Origin of the sequence: Winogradskyella sp. HB-48 (genome assembly GCF_049942685.1) — a bacterium.
Classification (GTDB): Bacteria; Bacteroidota; Bacteroidia; order Flavobacteriales; family Flavobacteriaceae; genus Winogradskyella.
Window position 1 is genome coordinate 2,690,582 of sequence record NZ_CP187934.1, and the last position, 22,084, is coordinate 2,712,665.

At 32.3% G+C, this 22,084-nt stretch carries 26 protein-coding genes and 1 other RNA gene; 9 read left to right on the forward strand and 18 right to left on the reverse strand.

The genetic code is table 11. The annotated features are described in order from the left end of the window. Complete coding sequence (locus ACPX19_RS12160; protein ID WP_426430277.1) at positions 1–906, forward strand: Ppx/GppA phosphatase family protein; 906 nt, start codon at positions 1–3, stop codon at positions 904–906. 106 nt (positions 907–1,012) lie between these two features. Beyond that, complete coding sequence (locus tag ACPX19_RS12165) at positions 1,013–1,546, forward strand: porin family protein (protein WP_426430278.1); 534 nt, start codon at positions 1,013–1,015, stop codon at positions 1,544–1,546. A 49-nt stretch (positions 1,547–1,595) separates the two neighbouring features. On the opposite strand, the gene ACPX19_RS12170 is transcribed toward ACPX19_RS12165, so the two are convergent. Genes ACPX19_RS12170 through dnaX form a run of 4 tightly spaced genes read right to left on the reverse strand, consistent with a single transcriptional unit; the run spans position 1,596 to position 5,674 of the window. Then, positions 1,596–2,735, reverse strand: coding sequence for an META domain-containing protein (locus tag ACPX19_RS12170; RefSeq protein WP_426430279.1), 1,140 nt, complete (start codon positions 2,733–2,735; stop codon positions 1,596–1,598). Positions 2,736–2,774: 39 nt separating this feature from the next. Then, positions 2,775–3,356 carry a tRNA-(ms[2]io[6]A)-hydroxylase gene (locus tag ACPX19_RS12175; protein WP_426430280.1) on the reverse strand — a complete coding sequence of 194 codons (582 nt, stop codon included), beginning with the start codon at positions 3,354–3,356 and terminating at the stop codon, positions 2,775–2,777. A gap of 4 nt (positions 3,357–3,360) precedes the next feature. After that, positions 3,361–3,945, reverse strand: coding sequence for a hypothetical protein (locus tag ACPX19_RS12180; RefSeq protein WP_426430281.1), 585 nt, complete (start codon positions 3,943–3,945; stop codon positions 3,361–3,363). Between the two features lie 4 nt (positions 3,946–3,949). Next, the gene (gene dnaX / locus ACPX19_RS12185) at positions 3,950–5,674 is read right to left on the reverse strand and encodes a DNA polymerase III subunit gamma/tau (protein ID WP_426430282.1); all 1,725 of its coding nucleotides are present in this window, start codon (positions 5,672–5,674) and stop codon (positions 3,950–3,952) included. Positions 5,675–5,775: 101 nt separating this feature from the next. On the opposite strand from dnaX, the gene rnpB reads away from it, so the two are divergent. Then, positions 5,776–6,090: RNase P RNA component class A (rnpB, locus tag ACPX19_RS12190), an RNA gene on the forward strand. A 48-nt stretch (positions 6,091–6,138) separates the two neighbouring features. Here the strand turns inward: rnpB and ACPX19_RS12195 are convergent. The 4 genes from ACPX19_RS12195 to ACPX19_RS12210 form a co-directional block, all read right to left on the reverse strand. Next, positions 6,139–6,663 carry a nuclear transport factor 2 family protein gene (locus ACPX19_RS12195; RefSeq protein WP_426430283.1) on the reverse strand — a complete coding sequence of 175 codons (525 nt, stop codon included), beginning with the start codon at positions 6,661–6,663 and terminating at the stop codon, positions 6,139–6,141. Positions 6,664–6,853: 190 nt separating this feature from the next. Continuing rightward, positions 6,854–7,402, reverse strand: a complete 549-nt coding sequence (locus ACPX19_RS12200) for an RsmD family RNA methyltransferase (protein WP_426430284.1) — start codon at positions 7,400–7,402, stop codon at positions 6,854–6,856. Further along, a complete protein-coding gene (locus ACPX19_RS12205; protein ID WP_426430285.1) occupies positions 7,402–8,208 on the reverse strand; it encodes a DUF3822 family protein in 807 nt (268 codons plus the stop codon). Before ACPX19_RS12205 ends, ACPX19_RS12200 begins: the two co-directional genes overlap by 1 nt. Before the next feature lie 2 nt (positions 8,209–8,210). After that, on the reverse strand, positions 8,211–8,933 hold the full coding sequence (locus tag ACPX19_RS12210) for a hypothetical protein (RefSeq protein WP_426430286.1): 723 nt from the start codon (positions 8,931–8,933) through the stop codon (positions 8,211–8,213). A gap of 148 nt (positions 8,934–9,081) precedes the next feature. Between ACPX19_RS12210 and ACPX19_RS12215 the strand changes: the two genes are divergently transcribed. The 5 genes from ACPX19_RS12215 to ACPX19_RS12235 are packed head-to-tail and all read left to right on the forward strand — an operon-like array spanning position 9,082 to position 13,667. Next, positions 9,082–10,524, forward strand: a complete 1,443-nt coding sequence (locus ACPX19_RS12215; protein ID WP_426430287.1) for an ATP-dependent DNA helicase — start codon at positions 9,082–9,084, stop codon at positions 10,522–10,524. A gap of 40 nt (positions 10,525–10,564) precedes the next feature. Beyond that, positions 10,565–11,293, forward strand: a complete 729-nt coding sequence (gene kdsB, locus ACPX19_RS12220) for a 3-deoxy-manno-octulosonate cytidylyltransferase (RefSeq protein WP_426430288.1) — start codon at positions 10,565–10,567, stop codon at positions 11,291–11,293. Then, complete coding sequence (locus ACPX19_RS12225; RefSeq protein WP_426430289.1) at positions 11,284–11,994, forward strand: HAD family hydrolase; 711 nt, start codon at positions 11,284–11,286, stop codon at positions 11,992–11,994. Before kdsB ends, ACPX19_RS12225 begins: the two co-directional genes overlap by 10 nt. A gap of 40 nt (positions 11,995–12,034) precedes the next feature. Next, positions 12,035–13,117, forward strand: coding sequence for an iron-containing alcohol dehydrogenase family protein (locus ACPX19_RS12230; RefSeq protein WP_426430290.1), 1,083 nt, complete (start codon positions 12,035–12,037; stop codon positions 13,115–13,117). Between the two features lies 1 nt (position 13,118). Next, complete coding sequence (locus ACPX19_RS12235; protein ID WP_426430291.1) at positions 13,119–13,667, forward strand: 1-acyl-sn-glycerol-3-phosphate acyltransferase; 549 nt, start codon at positions 13,119–13,121, stop codon at positions 13,665–13,667. A 97-nt stretch (positions 13,668–13,764) separates the two neighbouring features. On the opposite strand, the gene ACPX19_RS12240 is transcribed toward ACPX19_RS12235, so the two are convergent. From ACPX19_RS12240 to ACPX19_RS12255, 4 genes are all read right to left on the reverse strand, one after another. Next, positions 13,765–14,229, reverse strand: coding sequence for a nuclear transport factor 2 family protein (locus ACPX19_RS12240; protein ID WP_426430292.1), 465 nt, complete (start codon positions 14,227–14,229; stop codon positions 13,765–13,767). A 291-nt stretch (positions 14,230–14,520) separates the two neighbouring features. After that, positions 14,521–15,492: a sodium-dependent bicarbonate transport family permease gene (locus ACPX19_RS12245; protein WP_426430293.1), complete on the reverse strand. Its 972-nt coding sequence runs from the start codon at positions 15,490–15,492 to the stop codon at positions 14,521–14,523. A gap of 41 nt (positions 15,493–15,533) precedes the next feature. Next, the gene (locus ACPX19_RS12250; RefSeq protein WP_426430294.1) at positions 15,534–15,845 is read right to left on the reverse strand and encodes a hypothetical protein; all 312 of its coding nucleotides are present in this window, start codon (positions 15,843–15,845) and stop codon (positions 15,534–15,536) included. Between the two features lie 18 nt (positions 15,846–15,863). Then, complete coding sequence (locus ACPX19_RS12255; protein WP_426430295.1) at positions 15,864–16,082, reverse strand: hypothetical protein; 219 nt, start codon at positions 16,080–16,082, stop codon at positions 15,864–15,866. A 97-nt stretch (positions 16,083–16,179) separates the two neighbouring features. Here ACPX19_RS12255 and ACPX19_RS12260 point away from each other — a divergent pair, with 97 nt between their 5' ends. After that, positions 16,180–17,103 carry a LysR family transcriptional regulator gene (locus ACPX19_RS12260; RefSeq protein WP_426430296.1) on the forward strand — a complete coding sequence of 308 codons (924 nt, stop codon included), beginning with the start codon at positions 16,180–16,182 and terminating at the stop codon, positions 17,101–17,103. Here ACPX19_RS12260 and ACPX19_RS12265 read toward each other — a convergent pair. The 6 genes from ACPX19_RS12265 to ACPX19_RS12290 all read right to left on the reverse strand — a co-directional run bounded on the left by ACPX19_RS12265 (position 17,100) and on the right by ACPX19_RS12290 (position 22,009). After that, the gene (locus ACPX19_RS12265) at positions 17,100–18,194 is read right to left on the reverse strand and encodes a heparan-alpha-glucosaminide N-acetyltransferase domain-containing protein (protein ID WP_426430297.1); all 1,095 of its coding nucleotides are present in this window, start codon (positions 18,192–18,194) and stop codon (positions 17,100–17,102) included. The two genes, ACPX19_RS12260 and ACPX19_RS12265, sit on opposite strands and share 4 nt — an antisense overlap. A gap of 116 nt (positions 18,195–18,310) precedes the next feature. Then, positions 18,311–19,057 (reverse strand): YebC/PmpR family DNA-binding transcriptional regulator, encoded by a 747-nt coding sequence (locus ACPX19_RS12270; RefSeq protein ID WP_426430298.1) that lies wholly within the window; start codon positions 19,055–19,057, stop codon positions 18,311–18,313. 54 nt (positions 19,058–19,111) lie between these two features. After that, positions 19,112–19,402, reverse strand: coding sequence for a 4a-hydroxytetrahydrobiopterin dehydratase (locus ACPX19_RS12275; protein ID WP_426432458.1), 291 nt, complete (start codon positions 19,400–19,402; stop codon positions 19,112–19,114). A 50-nt stretch (positions 19,403–19,452) separates the two neighbouring features. After that, positions 19,453–20,283 carry a sugar nucleotide-binding protein gene (locus ACPX19_RS12280; protein WP_426430299.1) on the reverse strand — a complete coding sequence of 277 codons (831 nt, stop codon included), beginning with the start codon at positions 20,281–20,283 and terminating at the stop codon, positions 19,453–19,455. 29 nt (positions 20,284–20,312) lie between these two features. Then, positions 20,313–21,395, reverse strand: coding sequence for a glycine cleavage system aminomethyltransferase GcvT (gene gcvT, locus ACPX19_RS12285; protein WP_426430300.1), 1,083 nt, complete (start codon positions 21,393–21,395; stop codon positions 20,313–20,315). 137 nt (positions 21,396–21,532) lie between these two features. Continuing rightward, a complete protein-coding gene (locus ACPX19_RS12290; protein WP_426430301.1) occupies positions 21,533–22,009 on the reverse strand; it encodes a hypothetical protein in 477 nt (158 codons plus the stop codon). Positions 22,010–22,084 lie beyond the last annotated feature (75 nt).

A 22,084-nucleotide genomic window follows, 5' to 3' on the forward strand; every position in this document is an offset into this window, starting at 1 on the left:
ATGCTGAAGATTCAAAAATACGCTGCTATAGATATTGGTTCCAATGCAGTAAGATTATTAATTTCAAACATTATTGAACAAAAAGGTAAGCCTACAGTATTTAAGAAAAACTCTCTAGTGCGTGTTCCTATAAGACTCGGTGCGGATGTTTTTATTAATAGTGAGATTTCTGAATACAACCAAGAGCGTATGATTAGTACCATGATGGCGTTTAGCTTACTTATGAAAGCACATGGCGTTGTTAGATATAAAGCTTGTGCTACATCTGCGATGAGAGAGGCAAACAATAGTGATGAGTTGACCAAGAAGATTATTGATAGTAGTGGAATTGCTATTGATATCATTGACGGTGAAGAAGAGGCAGCAATTATAGCAGCTACTGATTTGAGTACCTATATAGATGAAAACAAAACTTATCTATATGTAGATGTAGGTGGTGGTAGTACCGAATTTTCTATTATCCATAATGGCAATAAAGTAAAATCAAAATCTTTTAAAGTAGGAACTGTTAGACTTCTAAATGATATTGTTACTAGAGAAACTTGGAATGAACTTGAGCAATGGATTAAAGAAAATACTTCAATTTATGATAAAATAGATTTGATAGGCTCAGGTGGTAACATAAATAAAATATTTAAAGTTTCAGGAAAACAACTTGGTAAACCTTTAACCTATTTCTATTTGAGTAATTATTACAATATGCTCCAACAATACTCGTATGAAGAGCGCATTACTCAACTAGACCTTAACCAAGATAGAGCAGATGTTATTATTCCCGCTACAAGGATATATTTATCTGCCATGAAATGGAGCGGTGCAAAAGATATTTATGTACCTAAAATTGGATTGTCTGACGGAATCATTAAGAGTATCTATTATGAAACCGTTTCGAGTGTTGATGTTTAGTGTTTATATTGAAATTAACCGTTCAACTACTTTTTTTCTATTAAAATCTATACATTTACTCCAATATTAGAATTTAATTTATATTCGCTGTCTCAAATTGAAGATTATGAAAAAAATTTTACTTACCTCACTTTTAGTATGCTTTACAACAATTTGTTTAGCTCAAGAAGTTCGTTATGGTGTTAGAGGTGCGCTTAACGTATCTAACCTAGACTTTGATCCAGATGCAACTTTTGAAAACAAACACAGAAACGGATTTGCTTTTGCAGGTTTTGTAGAGTTTGGCTTTTCTGAGGAGTTTTCATTACATACTGAACTACAATGGTCTGCAGAAGGTGGAAAAGATGAAGACCTTAGGGCAGACTACATACAAATGCCAATTTTATTAAAATTATCAACTTCAGATAGATTGTCTTTTGTAGCAGGACCACAAGTTGCATTAAAAACATGGCAAAACAATGATGGATTTTCAACATTTGCGTTTTCTGGTGTTGTTGGTGCAGAATATATGATAACAGATGAGTTGTTTGTAGACGCAAGATTTTCTTATGGATTAACAAACATCTTGGATGAAGATGACCTACCAAATTTAGAAGCTAAAAACCACGTTATGCAATTCGGTTTTGGTATAAAGATCTAAAATAAGATTTTAGCTAAATAAAATAAGGCTTTAACCAATGTTAAGGCCTTTATTTTTTTATGAACTTTAGAGTTTTAGCTGAAGAATCCTCACTTACGAAACTAATAAAGTAAACACCAGAAACCATATCTTCAATATTAATAGAATCACTATTCAGAATAGAAGATTTTACTTGTTTGCCTTCTATTGAATAAATGGTGTATTCAATGTTTTCTGACAAAATTTGATTCTCTAAATTAAGGATAAGTTTGTCTTCAACAGGGTTTCGTAGTAAAGAAATATAATATTGATTCTCATCATATTCATCTATGGATAAAGCTTGTTGACTAAACGTAAGACTCGTTTCGGTTAGGTTTATAGATCTGCCGCCAACGTTAGGAATGCTAGTAAGAACTAAGTTGTTACCATTATTGATAATTTCAAAGTTAAATTGGTTGGTTTCATCATTACTTAATATTGAGAAAAAAGAATCCTCAAAATCACTAGGAGGATCACAAATATTTGATGTTGGGACAAAACTAGAAATACTTAACTCGTCACCATTTCCAAAATACATATTATATGCACCAGTAAAATCATTACAATCACCAGAACCAGAGAAAGGGATGGATCCTGAAAAGTAATCAATATTTACATCTAGGGTCAAACTAGGTGAATCTGTTGAAGATATATTAAGAGTGATGCCACTTTCTGTTATTGATTGTAGATACCAAGTATTATGTAAAATTGAGTTAGGATTAGTTTTGCTATATATAATATTATCACCATTAGATTTGGTTAACATTAATGTTTGATTATTACCGTTGCCTTCAATGATGTAATTGAATATGGTATTATAAGTAAAATTATTACTTAATATTGAGAAATATAAATCTTCAAACTCACCACTAACTAGGTTGTAGCAATCAGCGCCCGACGAACCTAAATCAAAAAAAGTAATAGTGTTATTTGTTACTGAATAACCACCAAAATAATAGTTACAAGTAGAGCCACCATTGTATTCTAATTCATCAGCTAGATATGTATCCTCAGTAAACTCAATAGAGCTAACATAATTATAAACATTTTTATAAGTACCTCCACTTATAGTGAAAGAATCTAAATACCAAGTACCAATTAAATCAGATTGGCTAGAAGCATTAAAAGAGATTAAAGTAAATATGAAGATAAAGTAGTAAAGGTTTTTCATGAAAGATTAGAGCTAATTATGTCTCTAATTTATAAAATATTATCCATGAACAGTTTCTTTTTTGCCTAAATCTTTCATGATGTTTGCTTCATATTCAAGGAGTTGCTGCCATTTTTGGTCTACTTCTTTTCTGTTACCATATTGCCTTGCAAAGTTTAAAAACATGGTGTAGTGGTTGGCTTCACTAATCATCAACTTTCTGTAGAATTTAGCCAGCTTTTTATCTTCAAGTTCTTCAGAAAGTAATCTAAAACGTTCACAGCTACGTGCTTCAATTAAAGCTGCATATAATAATCTATGTACTAACTGTGTGGTTCTGCTACCACCTTTTGGGAAAAACTTTAATAGAGCAAGTACATACTCATCTTTACGATCTCTACCAAGCGTCCAACCACTTTCTAAGATAAGGTCATGTACCATTTTAAAATGGCTCATCTCTTCCTCTACCAAATCAATCATTTCTTGTACAAGCTCTGTGTATTCAGGGAAGCCTACAATCAATGAAATAGCTGTACTCGCAGCCTTTTGTTCACAATAAGCATGGTCAGTTAGTATTTCTTCAATATTTTTCTCTACAATGTTTACCCATCTTGGGTCTGTTGGAAGTTTGAGACCTAACATAGTTTTAATGTTTTTCAGTTTGAATGAAATTTGCTTTTCCTTTATCGTTAATCAAAATTTTATGATAAGATACCTTGTCGGTTTCAGGTATCGTATAGATAACATCTATGGCTACAATGTTGGTATAACTTGGGTCATCATCAACTTGTATAGCGCTTAATATGGCAAGTTTATCAAAGTTATAGAGATCTGAACCTTTAACTAGATTTGAATTAAACTTAAAGGCCTTATTGGCGTTTTGCTTATCAAAACTCTTATCATAGACAATCTTGTTGTCTTTTTCAACTAAAATATCGAACTTAAAATTTCGGTAATACGTTTGATAGTTAATGGTGTCTTTAATTTTAGTAAAAAGTACACTATTGTCCATATCAGTGTAAGTTTTAATTTTTACTCTAAAACCATTGCTCAGTGTAGTATCGACTTCTCGCTCTACATAGTTCTCAGGCTTATAAACATCTATTTGAACAGTTACGGTTTTTTTAAAATGTTCAATATCCTCTGCTAATGCTTGATTTTTTGTTATACGACCCTCGCAACTTGTAAAACCAATAATCAAAATTAGAAGTACTCCGAGTAAATTTCTCATATGCTTAGATATCAAGGCCAAAGGTTTTCTTCAGTAATTCAATATTAGGGTTTTTTTCTTTCAGTTTTTCGTACTTCTCTCTAGGTGTAAAGGCATACTTCTTCGCGACTTCTTCATTAACGGTAATATCTAAATGTAGATCGTAATTTTTTAATGTTTTGCGCAGATAGGTGAGAAGTGGATATTGGGCACGCTCTAACTCAATTTTATTGGTATTGTTAGAGTAAGTAAGGTGAATGGCAGTACCCTTTAGTTTTGGGTTATCCATCTGAAGTATGGATGCCAATATTTTTTCACCTTTCTTGGTTATGGAAGCCGTATAGTCATTCCAGGCTTTTGTTAATGCCTCTTGATAAACAGGCTCTTTAGGCAAATCTTCCTCGTCAATTACAACGTCTAATTGTCGTATTTGATGCTCTTTCTTTTCTATAATACTTTTTAATGATAAACCAGATGTTGACTTCTTAGCCTTGTCGATTGAAATTTTTGGAATTACTAAAGGTTCAGAAACTGAAGCAACAGGTGCCTGCTGTTCTTCCTTTTGTTCAACTTTTGGTTGTTGAGCGATTGGCCTTTCTTCTTCTTTTGGTTTATTGGCAGGAACAGGAGTAATCCCTTTTGCCTGAAAGTAAGACGGAGGAATTATGAAATGTCTGTCATTTTTTTTTTCTCCATCAAAAGTGATAGAGGCTAATTGCATAAGTGTTAACTCAACAAGTAATCTTTGGTTTTTACTTGTTTTGTATTTTAAGTCACAATCATTAGCAAGTTCAATACCCTTAAGTAAGAAAGTATTTGAAGTTTTTCGGGATTGATCTATATATTTTTGCTTAGTTTCTTCACCAACTTCAAGAAGGTCTATTGTCACCTGATTTTTACAAACCATTAAATCTCTAAAATGAGAAGCTAAACCGGCTATGTAATGATGACCATCAAAACCTTTCGATAATATGGTATTAAATTGAACTAGTAAATCCGGTATTTTATTTTCTAAGATTAAATCAGTACTTTCAAAATATGTTTCGTAATCTAAAACGTTTAGATTTTCGGTTACAGCCTCTCGAGTTAGATTTTTACCAGAAAAACTTACAACTCTATCAAAAATAGATAAGGCATCTCGCATAGCACCATCTGCCTTTTGTGCAATAATATGCAAAGCATCATCTTCTGCATTTACACCTTGTTCTTCTGCAATATACTTTAAGTATTCTTTAGCATCATTTACGGTAATACGTTTAAAATCAAATATTTGACAACGAGACAAAATTGTTGGAATGATCTTGTGTTTCTCAGTAGTTGCCAAAATAAAAATGCAATGTTTTGGTGGCTCTTCTAAAGTCTTAAGAAATGCATTAAAGGCCGATTGAGAAAGCATGTGCACCTCATCTATAATATACACTTTGTATTTGCCAACCTGTGGAGGTATGCGGACCTGGTCAGTTAATTCTCTAATTTGATCTACACCATTATTAGATGCGGCATCAAGTTCAAAAACATTAAAGGCAAAATCTTCATCAGCCTTTGTGTTCTCATCGCTATTTATCATTTTCGCCAAAATGCGAGCACAAGTTGTTTTACCTACACCACGAGGACCTGTAAATAATAAAGCTTGCGCTAAATGGTTGTTCTCAATGGCATTGAGCAACGTATTTGTAATAGCTTGTTGCCCCACAACATCCTTAAAGGTTTGAGGTCTATATTTACGTGCGGATACTACGAAATGTTCCATTGAAAACTAATTGAACCACAAATTTAAGAATAACCTCTAAATACTCATTTTCTATGGTTAAAATTTAATAGGAGTTATTAACAATTTGTGTAATTTTGCAGCTAGTAAATCGCCTTATCGATTCTAATTTATTAGGGTAGGAAAGTCCGAACACCATAGTGCAAGCATAGTGGTTAACAGCCACCAGCCGAGAGGTTAGGAAAAGTGCAACAGAAAGTATGTACAGGTAATGCTGTAGTGAAATCAGGTAAACTCTATGTGGTGCAATGTCATGTATACCAACGTTTTAGAGCTGCACGTTCGATGTTGGAGGGTAGACAGCTAAAGTTTGCTGGCAACAGTAAATTCAGATAAATGATAAGGATCGAGGCGCTATGGTCTCGATACAGAATTCGGCTTATAGATCTGCTTGTAAATAAAAAACCTTCTGAAATTCAGAAGGTTTTTTAAATTTTTAGACTTTGTTAATTACCCTCATTTTCTTCAGCCTCCACCATATTGGATTCAGCTTCAGCTTGCATTTCTCTCATAGCTTCGTTCATTTCTGTAGCATCAAAATATATATGCTCTTCGGTAATTTTACCATTGTTGAACTGAACTGCTAGGTGAACAGGCATGGACAATTCCTTACCATTAACCAAAGTGCCACTATGAAGACCCCAGTAGTAAACCCAGGTTTCATCTTCCTTATCCAAAACCATTTCAATGTAGTCTGTTTCCTTGTCAAATCCATAAGATGACCATGCTTTAGTAGTTTCATCTAGATTTTTCATTCTTGCTTCTACTGTCATGGCGTCCCTTGAATTTACATATATCTTGGCAGTATCTGCAAAATGGCTTCTCCATTTGTCCCAATCACCACTTTCATAAGCAGCAATACCTGATTCTAAAGTTTTAGTTTCGGCAGATTCTGCGAAATAACGTTGCTTTTGTTCATTGCAAGCCGCAAGGAATATAAAGGCTATTCCTAATACAAATAATTTTTTCATAAGAATTGATTTAATTGGTTAGTAAAATTTTTAAAAACTTATACTAAATAGGTTAATTAAATCGTAGATGATTAGGAGAGTCTTAATTCTAGAATAGAATATTTATTCTAAGGTAGTGAAAATTATTGATCTACAGTCTAATAACCAATTTTATTTAATAAAGGTTGAAATAGGATAAAAGGGCTAGCATTTATTCATGATTGCTTAATTCGAAAAAACTAAACATATTACCACCATACTTTTTTGAATGAGAGTAATGCTCTAAATGGCTTAAATCTGTGTGCTTGGAATGTTCAATTATTAAAAGACCTTCATCTTGTAGCAGATTGTTTTCAAAAATTAATTCAGGTATTTTTGAAAATAATTCTATTTCAAAATCGTAAGGTGGATCGGCAAAAATGATACTGTAGTTTTGGTTGTTGTTCTCAAGGAATTTAAAAACATCACTTTTTACAGTTTTTATGGGCATTTTAAAACTTTCTGCTATATCATTTATAAATTTAATACAGCCGTAATGGTCATCTATTGCTGTAATGTCTACAGTACCTCTAGATGCAAACTCGTAACTTATGTTTCCTGTGCCTGAGAATAAGTCTAGTACGGCGATGTCATCAAAATAATATTGATTATTAAGAATGTTGAACAAAGCTTCTTTTGCCATGTCTGTAGTTGGCCGAACGGGTAATTTAGCAGGTGCTATAATTTTTCTGCCTTTGTATGTTCCAGAAATTATCCGCATTAAAAGGTGTTTAAAATCAAAAAATGATGATGTAGCTTATCAGTATCGATATTTTCTGAAAAGTTATAGCTAAAACTAAGTTTTTCTAACTCTACGTGTCTTACATAAGTGTAAAGTAAATCATACAATTCATTATTTTTATCAATATTGCCACTTAGATGAATTGTTGTTGTTTCAACATCTAGTTTTAGTTGTTCAAAAACAAAAAGAACATAGTAAATAAAATCTTCTTTGCTATGATATTCAAAAACATTAAACAATTGAAGTTGCCGATTCTCTACAATTGACACCTCAATCATAAAGCTATTAACATGTAGATACATTTCGGCATTACTATTTTGAGAGGTTTTCTGCAAAATAGTATCTATTAAAACTGTTGAGGAATGTTTATAAGTAAACTCACCAAAAGTCTCAAAAATATAGTTGTTTAAATTTACATAGGGTATATATAAATTAACACTATCATTTATTGCTACATCATCATCTGCTATAAAATCTGTTTTTAAGATTTTTGTATTGAATTTTAAATAGTCTGCTTTATTGTTTTCTGAATAAAGTTTTTTTGGTACTAATGTGGATAGTTCATTCTGATGTACAACTGTAATAGCATCAAACTCATCTGAAAATACTGAGTTAGCACTCAATTCAGTTTTAAGGCGATTTAGAACATCAAAAGGGTTTAATTTATGTTGAAATTGAATATTGTTAAGAAATTCAATAGTATTGGATGTTCTGTTTAGTATACAAAAAGAAAGCCCATTCAAATTAACTTGAATGGACAGTTCTTTAATGTTATTTTTTGTCAAAACTACTCCTTTGTTGAAAGGTCTTTACCCCAATTCCCACTAGTATTAACTTCTTGCATAGAACCGATTTTTACCGTTTCTCCTTTAACACCTGCTATGGAAATAGCTTGCTTTTCTTTTTCTATTAGATACTTTTCCTGACCATCTAAGACGATTGCCTTATCTACGCTAGCTTCAAACACTGGAATTTCTTCTATTTTACCAGCTTCTAATTTAAATTTAGCACCCTCTTTACCAACACCTACATCAGCTAAGTTTTTATAACGTGTATCACCTTTAAAAATGGAATCTTTAACATTCCAGTAAGATAAGGTATCTATGAGGGTAATGGTTTTAAATGTTTCTACACCGCCAAAAGCACGTGTACGCTCTACATCTAATACTGTACTGTCTCTTCTCTGTGTAATAGGAATGCTGTCGTTTTCAATAAAACTTATAAGCTTGTCAAAACTACCAGCATATTCACCCTTTACTTCTTTATATGCAATTTGAGAATCTCTAATATCTACTAATCGGTCAATTACAACTTTGTAGCGTTCAACCTTTAATTGGTTGAATTGTATCTCTTTGTAAACAGACATAAAAGTCATGTACCCAAGCAGAATAATAAGTGCCCATAGCACAATATTAATTACTGGTTTTAATTTTTTAGGAACAAATTTGTCAATTAACCATACGATTAGAATCGTTAAAAGAATAATACCAATTATTGCTGCAATTACCATTTTTAGTTTTTATTTATTAATTAGGTCTTTCGCAAATCTACAATTTTTTTTTATTGGGTAAAACTATACTAAATAAAAATCATTCAAATTTCAGATAGGTTTTTAATGACGTTATAATAATGCTATATTGCTCATAATTTAATTCTCTATGATAACTAATGCTTCTGCATTTTACTCGCTTTTAAAGTCTAAGTTTCCTTTTGCGCCCACTTCTAAGCAAGACAAAGTACTAATGCAGTTGTCCCAATTTATTTTCGATAAATCTTCAAACCAAATTTATATATTAAGAGGATATGCTGGAACTGGCAAAACAAGTATTATTGGTACTATAGTTAATAACCTGTGGGAAGCAAAAAAAAGAGCTGTTTTATTGGCGCCAACTGGTAGAGCGGCTAAGGTAATCTCTAACTATTCTAAAAAAGAAGCGTTTACAATACACAAGAAAATTTATTTTCCTAAAAAAGAAAAAGGTGGAGGAGTCAAATTTGTTATGCAACCAAATAAGCATAGAAACACCATTTTTATTGTAGATGAAGCCTCTATGATACCAGATACACCTTCAGATTCTAAAATATTTGAAAACGGTTCTCTACTAGATGATTTAATGCAATATGTATATTCTGGCCATCAGTGCAAATTATTATTGATAGGTGATAAGGCTCAATTACCACCTGTTAAGTCTGATATAAGTCCTGCTCTAAATGTGGACAAAATAAGCCTTAATTACAACAAGGAAGTTTTTGGTATTGAATTGGATGAGGTTGTACGTCAAGAGCAAGATTCAGGTATTTTAGAAAATGCCACTGAGCTTAGGGCCACTCTAGAAAATGGTTTCTATGAGAGTTTTAAATTCAATGTCTCGCCCTATAAAGACATAGTTCGGCTAATTGATGGTTATGAAATTATGGATGCTATTAATGATGCTTACAGTAGTGACGGCTATGAAGAAACAACAATAATAGTTCGGAGTAATAAAAGAGCATACCTTTATAATAAGCAGATTAGAGAACGTATTTTATTTAATGAAAGTGAATTGTCTGCTGGTGATTATCTAATGGTAGTCAAGAACAATTACTTCTGGATTAAACCAACAACTGAAGCTGGTTTTATAGCTAATGGTGATATAGTGGAAGTATTGGAAATTTTCAACATTAAAGAATTATACGGTTTTAAGTTTGCTGAAGTCAAAGTGAAAATGGTAGATTACCCACGTATGATACCTTTTGAGACGGTTTTGCTTTTAGATACAATAAATGCTGAAAGCGCATCTTTAAGTTATGATGACTCTAACAGACTTTATCAAGAAGTTGCTAAGGATTACGCCAATGAAACAAGTAATTACAAAAGATTTCTTGGAGTTAAAAACAATAAATATTTTAATGCATTACAAGTTAAGTTTTCCTATGCCATAACTTGCCATAAATCGCAAGGTGGACAATGGAACACCATTTTTGTAGAGCAACCTTATTTGCCAAATGGCATGGATAAAGATTACTTGCGCTGGTTGTACACTGCTGTAACTCGTGCAAAAGAGAAACTTTACCTCATAGGTTTTAAAGATGAAATGTTTGTTGAAAACAACTCTAATTAAAGGAGAATACTTTATTTTTGAATATAGATAAAGCAGATATATGAAGATTATATCCATGATTCCTGCACGTTATAGTGCTTCTCGTTTTCCGGGTAAACTAATGCAGAATTTAGCCGGAAAATCAGTTATATTGAGAACTTACGAAGCTACTGTTGCAACCAATCTATTCAGTGAAGTTTATGTTGTAACAGATAGTGACATTATTTATAATGAAATTGTAAATAATGGTGGTAAAGCTATAATGAGCCAAAAAGAACATGAATCTGGTAGTGATAGAATTGCAGAAGCTGTTGCAAATTTGGATTGTGATATAGTCGTAAACGTGCAAGGAGACGAGCCTTTTACTGAGCGTGAAAGTTTAAAAAAGGTTTTAGAAGTCTTTAATGAAGACAGGCAAAAGGAAATTGACTTAGCGTCTTTGATGGTAGAAATTACCGATTGGGAAGAAATCAATAACCCAAACACCGTAAAGGTTATTGTAGACCAAAATAACTTTGCATTATATTTTTCTAGAAGTCCAATTCCTTTTCCAAGAGATAAAGAAGCAGGAGCGAGATATTTCAAACATAAAGGAATTTATGCGTTTAGAAAACAAGCTTTGTTAGATTTTACCGTTTTACCAATGCAATTTATTGAAGCTACCGAAAAAATTGAATGTATCCGATACTTAGAGTATGGTAAAAAGATTAAAATGGTTGAAACCAAAGTACAAGGTGTAGAGATTGATACGCCAGAAGATTTAGAAAGAGCAAAAAAATTGTGGAAATAACAAATAGTAACATAAAAGTAATTGGCTTTGATGCGGACGATACACTTTGGGTAAACGAAACTTATTTTCGGGAGGCAGAAGAAGAAGTAGGACGTTTGCTATCGCATTATGAAACACCCAACAAAATAGACCAAGAGCTTTTTAGGATGGAGATAAAAAATCTACCAACCTACGGTTATGGTGTTAAGGGTTTTGTTTTGTCTATGATTGAGTTAGCCATTGAATTGTCTGATGGTAGAGTTTCAAACGAAATAATTGGTAAGATTTTAGATATTGGTAAAAACATGATTAATAAACCAATTGAACTGTTAGATGGAGTAGAAGATGTTTTAAAAACCTTATCTAAAAATTATAGATTAATCCTAGCAACCAAAGGTGATTTGTTAGACCAAGAGCGTAAATTAGAAAAATCTGGCTTGTTGGATTATTTTCATCACATAGAAGTCTTAAGTGAAAAACAGGAAGCGAATTACAAAAAGTTGCTAAAGCATTTAGATATTAAACCTTCTGAATTTTTAATGATAGGTAATTCATTAAAATCAGATATTTTACCATTGGTTAATATTGGTGCAGAAGCCATACATGTACCTTTTCATACCACTTGGCAACATGAAAAAGTAAGTAAAATGGAAGCAAATGGTTTAGATTATAAAACCGTTGACAATCTAAAAGAGATTTTAAATTTTATAAAAACTAAATAAATAAACTAAGTTTTTATTTTTGTTAAAGATTAAATAGTAAATGATATATAAAAATTATCCAATGGTGTCCAGAGTTGTTTTCGGACGCGGAAGTTTCAACCAATTAGATGAAATTTTAGCGCCAAAACGAAACGGACGTAATGCACCATTTATATTTTATGTAGATGATGTCTTTAAGGGCAATCATTGGTTAACTTCAAGAATAACATTGTCTTACAATGACAAAATTATCTATGTTCCAACAATAGATGAACCTAAGACCTCTCAAATAGATCAATTAGTTGAAGATATCATTTTAGAGTATAGTGAGCTGCCATCGGGCATCATAGGCATTGGAGGAGGTATTGTTATGGATATCGCCAAGGCAGTGTCGCTAATGCTTACTAATAAAGGTGAGTCTAAAGATTATCAAGGTTGGGACTTAATTAAAAATCCTGCAGTATATCATGTTGGCATACCTACCATTTCAGGAACAGGTGCAGAAGTCTCTAGAACAACAATTTTAACAGGTCCAGAACGAAAACTGGGTATTAATAGTGATTTTACGCCATTTGACCAAGTTATCTTGGATCCTGAATTAACAAAAGACGTGCCCAAAGATCAATGGTTTTATACAGGTATGGACTGTTTTGTTCATTGTGTAGAGTCATTAAATGGAACTTTCTTAAATGCCTTTAGTCAGAGTTATGGGGAAAAAGCTTTTGAACTATGTCAGGAAATATTTTTAGGTGATAAATTGTCTAAAGAAGAGTCCCAAGATAAATTAATGATGGCTTCTTGGCATGGAGGAATGAGTATTGCATATTCCCAAGTAGGGGTTGCGCATGCTATGAGCTATGGGTTGAGTTATTTATTGGGAGTAAAGCATGGCTTAGGTAACTGCATTGTATTTGATCACTTAGATGACTATTATCCTGAAGGTGTAGCTATGTTCAAAAAAATGAAAGAAAAGCATGGTATCCAATTGCCACAAGGAATTTGTAAAGACTTAGATGATAATCAGCTCAATACTATGATAGATGTGGCGCTTAGCTTAGAGCCATTATGGGAAAATGCTCTTGGTAAAAACTGGAAAACTAAAATTACCAGAGATACATTGCTAGAGCTTTACAAAAAAATGTAATATGCGTTGGCTTGCAAAATTAATCTATTTCAAATTACTGGGTTGGAAAATTGTTGGTAATACTAACTTTTCAAAAGATAAAATTAAAAAAGCAGTAATCATTGCAGTGCCTCACACGAGCTGGCACGATTTTTATATTGGTATTTTATTACGAAAAATTACAGGCGTTAAGACAAATTTCGTAGGAAAAAAAGAGCTTTTCCGTTGGCCTTTTGGGTATTATTTTAGAGCGGTAGGAGGAAAGCCCTTAGATAGAACCTCAGGTCAAAATAAAGTTGAAGCCATCGCCAAATTATTTGAAGAGGAAGAAGAATTTAGGTTAGCACTGGCACCAGAAGGTACTCGTAAGAAAGTAGACAGTTGGAAAACGGGGTTTTACTACATAGCCAAAGCTGCAAACGTACCTATTATTATGTTTACATTAGATTTTAAAAATAAGCAAAACAAGGTTTCTGAACCTTTTTATCCAACCGATGATGTTGAAGCCGATTTTAAGTATATGATTTCTTTTTTTGAGGGTGTGGAGGGTAAAGTTAAAGCCTATAGTTAATAATTTGGCATATGATTTGCCTTGTAATTTATGCAATGAAACATAAAGTAAACTATTAAGTCCCTAAAAAGAAACATTGCCTCAAAGAGCTATCAAGTTAATTTGATAGCTTTTTTTCTGCCATAAATTTATTTAGTAGGTAGTTTGTTTGTGACTGAAGTTTCTTTTTAAAAAAGTAGGTACCACCTAATAACCAGCCTTTAAATCCAATAGCTTGTTTTGCCCAATTATGAAGATTAAAAACATCTATGTGTTTGATTATTAAACCATCTTTAAACTCAAAAGTTGCATCAATTTTATTATGAACTTTTCTTTCTGTTTTACTAAAGGTATAGAAGGCTTCCCAATGTGCTGAATTTTCAGTGATGTTTGTAGCTTTTACTCTAAAGTCTTTTCCTTTTTGAGATTCACAAAGCATTTGCCACATTGCTCTAGCTCTTTCTCCTTCTAAAATACCAAAAGCAGGATCTTCAAAAACAATGTCCTTGTGATAGCAAGAGACCATTTTATTAGCATCAAGTTGATGAAATGCTTCGTAAAAACTACTAATTAAGTCTTTCATAATCAATTATATAAATTGCAAAAGTGTTTTTGATTTTTTAAAATCCAACCTTCCATAATTACGTCAATAAAGTACAAACAAAAAACTTATTTAATCAAGATAATTTAAAATGTAATAAAAAAATCAAACGTCAAGATTAATAGTAGAATAAGTAGAGATATCAAAATTTATTAGTGTTTACAAAGCATCTACTTAGTTGGTGTATTTATCTAACAATTAATATTTTTTGAGTTTTAAAATTGTTATGAAAAAGAAAAAGGCTTTCCTTAATTTGGAAGCCTTTTTTATTTTCTAAAATATAGAACACATTTGTATAATACATAGATACAAAGGCATGCCAAGTGTAATGTTGAATGGGAATGTAATTGCCAAAGCCATAGGTAAATACAAACTAGGATTTGCTTTTGGTACAGCGATTCGCATAGCTGCGGGTACTGCAATATAAGATGCGCTTGCCGCTAAAATTGCAAATAATAGACGGTTGCCTTCACTTTCTGTAAATAAAGAACTTATAACCGCTACTAAACTTCCATTTATAAATGGGATTATAATGGCAAATACTAACGCAAACCATCCCTTCTTAAGAAAAGAAGATAATTTTTTACCACTTGTAATTCCCATATCTAATAAAAATACAGCTAAGAATCCTTTAAATATATCGGTTGTAAATGGTTTTATACCTTCAGCTTGTTGTTCACTGGCCAAGAATCCGACCACTAAACTACCTAAAATTAAAAGTACACTTCCATTGGTTAAAGCATGTTTAGCTACCTTACCCATTGATATCTTTATGGCGTTTTCTTTGTCATATATTGAAATGAGTAAAAGACCGATAATGATTGATGGTGCTTCCATTAAAGCCATTACAGCTACCATGTGTCCACCAAATGTTATCTGCTCAATCTCTAAGAATGAAATTGCCGTTACAAATGTCACAGCACTAACAGAACCATAAGAAGCCGCAATGGCGCCAGCATTAGCTACGCTAAACTTTCTCCTTAAAATGAAATAAGTGTAAATAGGTACGGCAACAGCAAGGAAAATACCAAATAAAAGCGACCAAATTATTTCCATATTAAGGTCGCTGTGAGAGAGTTCTTGTCCGCCTTTAAAACCAATAGATAAAAGCAGATAGAGCGAAATAAATTTTGAGGAATTGGGTGGTATTTCCAAATCACTTTTTAACTGTACTGCAATGATACCTAGGAAAAAGAATAATAAGGCAGGATTAGTTAAATTATCGAATAACAGATGTAAATTCATTGAAGAATATTTTCAGAAATGATATTCTATTTAGGGTAATATTATTTTACAAACGAGATATTAAGTGTGCCATTAATAACCACATTATAGCCTTCTTTTCTAGCGATAGAAATGTAGTCTTTAGCAATTTGTTTTTCTTTTAAAAGTTCATCAATTCTGTTGTTTTCATATTTTGTATCGGCTTTTTCTTGCCCTATGCATAAACTTAATCTTTGAAGTTTGTGAAAGTTTATTTTCTCCTCAATGAGTACATTTATTAAATAATCTGCTTCAGATGGTCTAAATAAACCTTCAACAAGATTAACCTCTTGGGTTGCTTTATCTATTTTATTTTGTGTTTTTGTGTTTGACATGATTAAGTGTGTTTAGTGTTATTTAATTTCTGTAAGTTTTATAATGCATATGCATGATACTATAAAGGCACATACAGCTATGTATTCTAAAAAAATATTGTCGTTCATATAGGACAATGTGATTAGGCCAGATAAAATTAATAAGGTAATAGCCACTTGAGTTTTAGTTCTTTGCGATGCTTTTTTTTCATCTAGCTCAACTTCTTTTAGATTGGTATTAGACTCAATTCTTTCCATTTTATTTTTTTATTAATTTTTAAACTTTGGGCAAAATTGTAACATTTTTTTTATTTATTTTTATATATATTTTTAATTATATATATAATTAATATTTATGAATTATACTTTACATCAATTACAGATCTTTTTAAAGATTACTCAATTAAAAAGTATTACTAAGGCATCTGAGGCTTTGTTTTTAAGTCAGCCAGCGGTCTCAATCCAACTTAAAAAATTTCAAGATCAATTTTCTATACCACTTACAGAAGTAGTTGGCAGACAACTTTACGTTACAGATTTTGGATTGGAAATTGCAGAGGCTGCTGAAAAAATTCTTAATGAGGTAGATGCTATAAACTATAAAACAATGTCTTTTAAAGGGCAGGTTGCAGGCAGATTAAAAATTTCAGTAGTATCAACAGGAAAGTATGTTATGCCATATTTTTTATCGGACTTTACAAACCAAAACAAAGGTGTTGATCTTATTATGGATGTCACCAACAAACAAAGTGTTGTAAAAAGTCTTGAAAATAATGAAGTTGACTTTTCACTTGTTTCTGTAATACCAGATCAACTTAATCTAAGTAGAGTAGAACTAATGGAAAATAGATTGTACCTCATTGGATCTAGAAAAGATAAATTTAATCGTAAAGTATCAACTAAGAAAATCTTTGAAACTTATCCGATGTTGTATAGAGAAGAGGGCTCCGCTACACGTAATGCCATGGAGTCTTTTATTGCAAGTCATAACATTAGTACACCAAAACGTATGGAGCTTACCTCAAATGAGGCATTAAAGCAAGCTGTAATAGCTGGTTTAGGCTATTCAATTATGCCATTAATAGGTATTAAGAATGAATTAAAAAATGGTGATTTAGAAATAATACCATTTAAGGGTTTGCCTATCATTACCAATTGGAATTTGGTTTGGCAAAAGTCTAAAAACCTATCGCCAGTTGCACTAGCTTATCTCGATTTTGTAAATAATCAAAAGGCGAGAATTATCAAAGAAAATTTTGACTGGTACGAAGCTTACTAAATCCGTTTTATTTTATTTAACAAGGAGCGAATACTATGATATAGAAATGTATTTGTTTTAACATAATAAAATGAGATAAAACAAACTGTGGTTAAAAATATGACTGCTCCTACGATAGCTTGCCATGGCAATAAGGTTTTACCTATAAGTTGGTGTAATCCTACACCTGTAAAACTTCCATAAATAATTATGAAGTGGATAACATAAATAGATAATGTTTTTTGTCCTATTTTGAGCAAAAGCGGTTGTTTTATATAATCTTCAGAAGCATAGAATATAGCAAACAATAATAGTACATTTCCTAACCTTATAAACAGATAATTATAGTTAGCTACACCTTTAAAAATCTCGAAATCTGTTAAGTGATAAAGTTTCATCAAAAGCCAACCTGATTTAAATATTAAAGCGAGTCCAAAAACAACAAAACCTAGGATTATACCTGGCTTAAACTTTGGACGCTCGATATATCTATAGAAAATTGTAGCTATGAAGGCACCAAAAGCAATATAGCCAAACCATGGTAAAATTGTAAAAACTGAACCATAATCCTTAGTTAACCAATTAGCGAATACTTTTGGAACATTGGGTAGATCTAAATATCTATAAAGTGGTTCCGTGAGGAAAATAATTAACCCTAAAACACACATTAAAATTGAAAAGACAAGGGTTTTCTTTAGCGTTAGTTTATAAATACCAACAACTAATATCAGAGATAAACCTATGCATTGAAGCACATCTATAAGTAAAAAATATGGAGAATTAAAATCACCGTATAACCATTGGAAGATAGGTGCACGCAAAAGATAACCAATTCCAATAAGTAATAAACCTCTGTAAAAACCTTTTTTCATTCTAAAAGCTACATCACCACTTTTCTTAGCTTTTATTAGCAGGTAGGAAAATATCAATCCTGAAATTGTAAAAAATGTTGGTGCTGTGATACCTCTAAAATATTTCCAAATGGTAAATGCCATATTATTATCGTCCCTATAGGATACGTCCAAAAGCGTATCTATAAAATGACCTTGAAGCATCATTAAGATAGCAAAGGCTCTTACAGCATCTATGAAATAAAGACGTTTATTATTCAAATGTTAAGTACTTGTTTTACAAATATAGGATTTAGTGCCTTATTGAATCTTTTAATTTATTTATGCAAATAAAAAGAGGGCAAAACCCTCTTTTCTGTACATTATTTCATAATAGACTATTCAGTCGCTTCTTCCATGGTATGATAAACGTTTTGCACATCGTCATCTTCTTCCAATTTTTCAAGAAGCTTTTCTACATCTTCAGCTTGTTCTGGTGTTAGTTTCTTAGTGACTTGTGGTATACGCTCAAAACCAGATGAAATAATTTCTATATTATTTTCTTCTAAATAGGATTGTATACTACCAAAACTTTCAAAAGGCGCATAAATCATTACACTTTTTACTTCATTTCCATCTTCATCCTCGTCGATGTCTTCAAAGATTTCTTCAACACCAAAATCTATAAGTTCCAATTCTAATTCTTCTAAGTCTAAATCCCCACCTTTTATCTTAAAATTACAGGTATGGTCGAACATAAATACTACAGAGCCAGATGTTCCTAAGCTACCGTCACATTTGTTAAAATAGCTACGTACATTGGCCACAGTACGAGTATTGTTATCTGTAGCAGTTTCTATAAGTACTGCTATACCGTGTTGTGCATAACCTTCAAAAACGACTTCCTTGTAATCCCCTTGGTTTTTGTCTGAAGCGCGTTTAATAGCACGTTCTATATTATCTTTTGGCATGTTTACAGACTTGGCGTTCTGTATTACTGCTCTTAGACGAGAGTTACTATCTGGATCAGGACCACCTTCCTTTACAGCCATAACAATATCTTTACCGATACGAGTAAAGGCCTTGCTCATAGCAGACCATCGCTTCATTTTTCTTGCTTTTCTAAACTCAAAAGCTCTTCCCATAGTGTTTAAAATTTATTCGCGTAAAAGTAATTAATTAAGTTAATTATTTAAAGCCTAATCTTCAGCTTCAACAATAGCTTCTATGGCTTTTGCTAAATCAAAATCCTTTTGTGTAACTCCGCCAGCATCATGCGTAGATAGTGATATTTTTAAAATATTGTAAACATTGCTCCAGTCGGGATGGTGATTTAATGCTTCACACTCAAAAGCGATTCTGCTCATGGCGCTAAAACAATCCTTAAAGTTGTCGAACTCTAGTTCTACGTGTATGGCATTATCATAGTATTCCCATTCAGGAAAGTGAAGTAATTTCTTTTCAATATTAGATTCGTCTAATTTCATAATTTGAATGATTTATTAACCGAATTTAATAAAATACCATTTGGTAGTCAAGCTTATTTAGTAAGTTCTTCTAGAACTTTATCGCTCGTGATTTGAAGATGCTTAGGCAATTTGTTAAATTTTGGTAGCACAGCAAGATAACGATCATCATTGGTAGTATAAACATGTTTCAGAAGTACTTTTTCAGGACTTATAGCTTGTAAAATTTGCTTTACAAATTCGTCATGATGAACTAAATCTGTACTGCCTAAATGAAATATACCATACTTTTCACGGTTAATGATGTAATGAATTTGTTGTGTTACTTTTCTATCCAAAGTAACGTTCATTATCAGATTTGGAAAAACTTCAACCGATTCGTTTTCAGAAATGAATAGTTTAATGTCTTGTATTCTAGGACATTGTTGTCCAAAAACCATTGGTAATCTTAGTATGGCTACTTGCCTTTTAGGTAGTCTGAGAAGCATGTTCTCAATTTTGATTTTGAAATGGCCATAAATACTGTTACTTAGCGTTTTGTCTAACTCATAACTTGGGTATTTGCTGTAAGCATCAAAAACATTAGCAGAGGACAAGAAGATAATTTTAGTACCATATTCTAATGCATATTCAACTATGTGTTGATGGACAATGGTTTGTGAATTAAAATCTCCTCTGATTGCTGAAATAACTATTGAAGGTTTTGTAGCTTCTAGGATTTCATATACATCGTCTTCTTCTAAGTTGTATTGAAATAATTGCTTATTGTTTTCAAATATTTTTTTTGAAGTTCTGTAAGTCCCAAAAGTTTTAAAATAGGGAGCTAATTCTTTGTAAATGGCATTGCCTATGTATCCACTAGCACCAAGAATTAGGATTCTGTGTTTACTTAAATTCTTCTTCATTAATTCCTACAACCTAATTTTTAAAACTTTTATACTTTGTAAAATGGCAATTTTACTACTGTTGCAGGAATTGCATTTTTGCGTATTTGGATGTTTATTTTGCTATCGACTTCAGAAAAAACACTTGGCACATATCCTAGACCAATACCAATGCCCAGACTTGGACTCATAGTACCGGAAGTAACATTACCAATGGTGTTACCATTATTGTCTACAATATCATAGCCTTGACGAGGAATACCTCTTTCATCTAGTTTGAAAGCTACCAATTTACGCTCTGGTTTGCGTTCTTTTTCGGCTTGTAGAGCTTCACTGTTTGTAAATTCTTTATTGAATTTGCAAATCCAACTTAAACCGGCTTCAATTGGAGAGGTTGTATCATCTATATCATTTCCGTATAAACAGTAACCCATCTCTAGGCGTAATGTATCTCTAGCAGCTAGTCCAATTGGTTTAATTCCAAAGTCAGATCCAGCTTCTAATACTTTATCCCAAATTTGTTTAACTTCAGAATTTTTGCAATAAATCTCAAAACCTCCACTACCTGTATAACCTGTTGCGGAGATAATTACATGTTCTACACCAGCAAAATCACCAACTACAAAATTGTAAAATTTTATAGCAGATAAATCATGGCTAGATAAAGATTGCATGGCTTCTACGGCTTTAGGCCCTTGTATTGCTAAAAGCGAATAGTCTTCACTCAAATCTCGCATATTGGCACCGACATCATTTTTTGAAGCTATCCAATTCCAGTCTTTTTCAATATTACTGGCATTAACAACAAACAGGTAGGTTTCTTCTTTGACTTTGTAAATGATAAGATCATCTACAATACCACCATTATCATTAGGTAAGCAACTATACTGTGCTTTGCCAATTTCTAACTTTGATGCATCGTTACTCGATATTTTCTGAATGAGTTCTAAAGCGTGGGGCCCTTCTATTAAAAACTCTCCCATGTGAGATACATCAAAAACACCAACAGCTTGCCTTACAGTATCATGTTCGATATTAACACCTTCGTATTGTACTGGCATATTGTAACCAGCAAATGGAACCATCTTTGCTCCTAAAGCTATATGAGTCTCTGTTAAAGCAGTATTTTTCATCAATAGTATATTTTATTTCCTAAAAAAAGGGGTTTTAGTCATTATTTTAAAGCTAGGCTAAATTAAAGAAATTTTATGGCTTATCACCATAAAAAAAGCCACCTAAAATGTGGTGGCTTTTAGATATTATTATGATTTTAGAATTGATATCTGATACCTAGTGCAATATCAAAATCTAAGTCGTCTCTAAAATCTCCAAATCCTAGTTCTGGTCTAAAATCCAATGACAATAATAATGGAATATCAAAATTATATTCAATACCAATGTCACCAGCAACAAAGAAGAATGTTTCGTCATCAAAGGCATTATTGTCAAAACTGTAAGACCCAACACCTCCACCAGCACCTGCATACCAGTTAAAGTTGCCATCTAGTTCCCAAACCCATTGGTATAGGCCTGTAAGTTTAAAACCATCAAAACCATTACCGCTTCTCCAGCCTAAATCTGCTTCAAGTCGGTTGTTGTCGCCTAATGCGCGTTGATATGAAATTTCTGCACCAAATCCATCACTATCACCAAGTCTAAGGCCGATTGCGTTGTCTGCAATTTCTTGTGCACTCGCAGCAAAAGTGAAGGTTGCAAAAACGGCAAATAATAAAATTAATTTTTTCATAATGTTTTTAAGTTTTAGTGTTTATATTTCCAACAATAAGTTGTGTTGTTGTATGATTACAACGACAAAATTATG

Excerpts from the sequence above, each read along its gene's own strand:
- ACPX19_RS12160 (WP_426430277.1), top strand. The coding sequence starts at position 1 with ATGCTGAAGATTCAAAAATACGCTGCTATAGATATTGGTTCCAATGCA.
- ACPX19_RS12165 (WP_426430278.1), top strand. The coding sequence starts at position 1,013 with ATGAAAAAAATTTTACTTACCTCACTTTTAGTATGCTTTACAACAATT.
- ACPX19_RS12170 (WP_426430279.1), bottom strand. The coding sequence starts at position 2,735 with ATGAAAAACCTTTACTACTTTATCTTCATATTTACTTTAATCTCTTTT.
- ACPX19_RS12175 (WP_426430280.1), bottom strand. The coding sequence starts at position 3,356 with ATGTTAGGTCTCAAACTTCCAACAGACCCAAGATGGGTAAACATTGTA.
- ACPX19_RS12180 (WP_426430281.1), bottom strand. The coding sequence starts at position 3,945 with ATGAGAAATTTACTCGGAGTACTTCTAATTTTGATTATTGGTTTTACA.
- dnaX (WP_426430282.1), bottom strand. The coding sequence starts at position 5,674 with ATGGAACATTTCGTAGTATCCGCACGTAAATATAGACCTCAAACCTTT.
- ACPX19_RS12195 (WP_426430283.1), bottom strand. The coding sequence starts at position 6,663 with ATGAAAAAATTATTTGTATTAGGAATAGCCTTTATATTCCTTGCGGCT.
- ACPX19_RS12200 (WP_426430284.1), bottom strand. The coding sequence starts at position 7,402 with ATGCGGATAATTTCTGGAACATACAAAGGCAGAAAAATTATAGCACCT.
- ACPX19_RS12210 (WP_426430286.1), bottom strand. The coding sequence starts at position 8,933 with ATGGTAATTGCAGCAATAATTGGTATTATTCTTTTAACGATTCTAATC.
- ACPX19_RS12215 (WP_426430287.1), top strand. The coding sequence starts at position 9,082 with ATGATAACTAATGCTTCTGCATTTTACTCGCTTTTAAAGTCTAAGTTT.
- kdsB (WP_426430288.1), top strand. The coding sequence starts at position 10,565 with ATGAAGATTATATCCATGATTCCTGCACGTTATAGTGCTTCTCGTTTT.
- ACPX19_RS12230 (WP_426430290.1), top strand. The coding sequence starts at position 12,035 with ATGATATATAAAAATTATCCAATGGTGTCCAGAGTTGTTTTCGGACGC.
- ACPX19_RS12235 (WP_426430291.1), top strand. The coding sequence starts at position 13,119 with ATGCGTTGGCTTGCAAAATTAATCTATTTCAAATTACTGGGTTGGAAA.
- ACPX19_RS12240 (WP_426430292.1), bottom strand. The coding sequence starts at position 14,229 with ATGAAAGACTTAATTAGTAGTTTTTACGAAGCATTTCATCAACTTGAT.
- ACPX19_RS12245 (WP_426430293.1), bottom strand. The coding sequence starts at position 15,492 with ATGAATTTACATCTGTTATTCGATAATTTAACTAATCCTGCCTTATTA.
- ACPX19_RS12250 (WP_426430294.1), bottom strand. The coding sequence starts at position 15,845 with ATGTCAAACACAAAAACACAAAATAAAATAGATAAAGCAACCCAAGAG.
- ACPX19_RS12255 (WP_426430295.1), bottom strand. The coding sequence starts at position 16,082 with ATGGAAAGAATTGAGTCTAATACCAATCTAAAAGAAGTTGAGCTAGAT.
- ACPX19_RS12260 (WP_426430296.1), top strand. The coding sequence starts at position 16,180 with ATGAATTATACTTTACATCAATTACAGATCTTTTTAAAGATTACTCAA.
- ACPX19_RS12270 (WP_426430298.1), bottom strand. The coding sequence starts at position 19,057 with ATGGGAAGAGCTTTTGAGTTTAGAAAAGCAAGAAAAATGAAGCGATGG.
- ACPX19_RS12280 (WP_426430299.1), bottom strand. The coding sequence starts at position 20,283 with ATGAAGAAGAATTTAAGTAAACACAGAATCCTAATTCTTGGTGCTAGT.
- gcvT (WP_426430300.1), bottom strand. The coding sequence starts at position 21,395 with ATGAAAAATACTGCTTTAACAGAGACTCATATAGCTTTAGGAGCAAAG.
- ACPX19_RS12290 (WP_426430301.1), bottom strand. The coding sequence starts at position 22,009 with ATGAAAAAATTAATTTTATTATTTGCCGTTTTTGCAACCTTCACTTTT.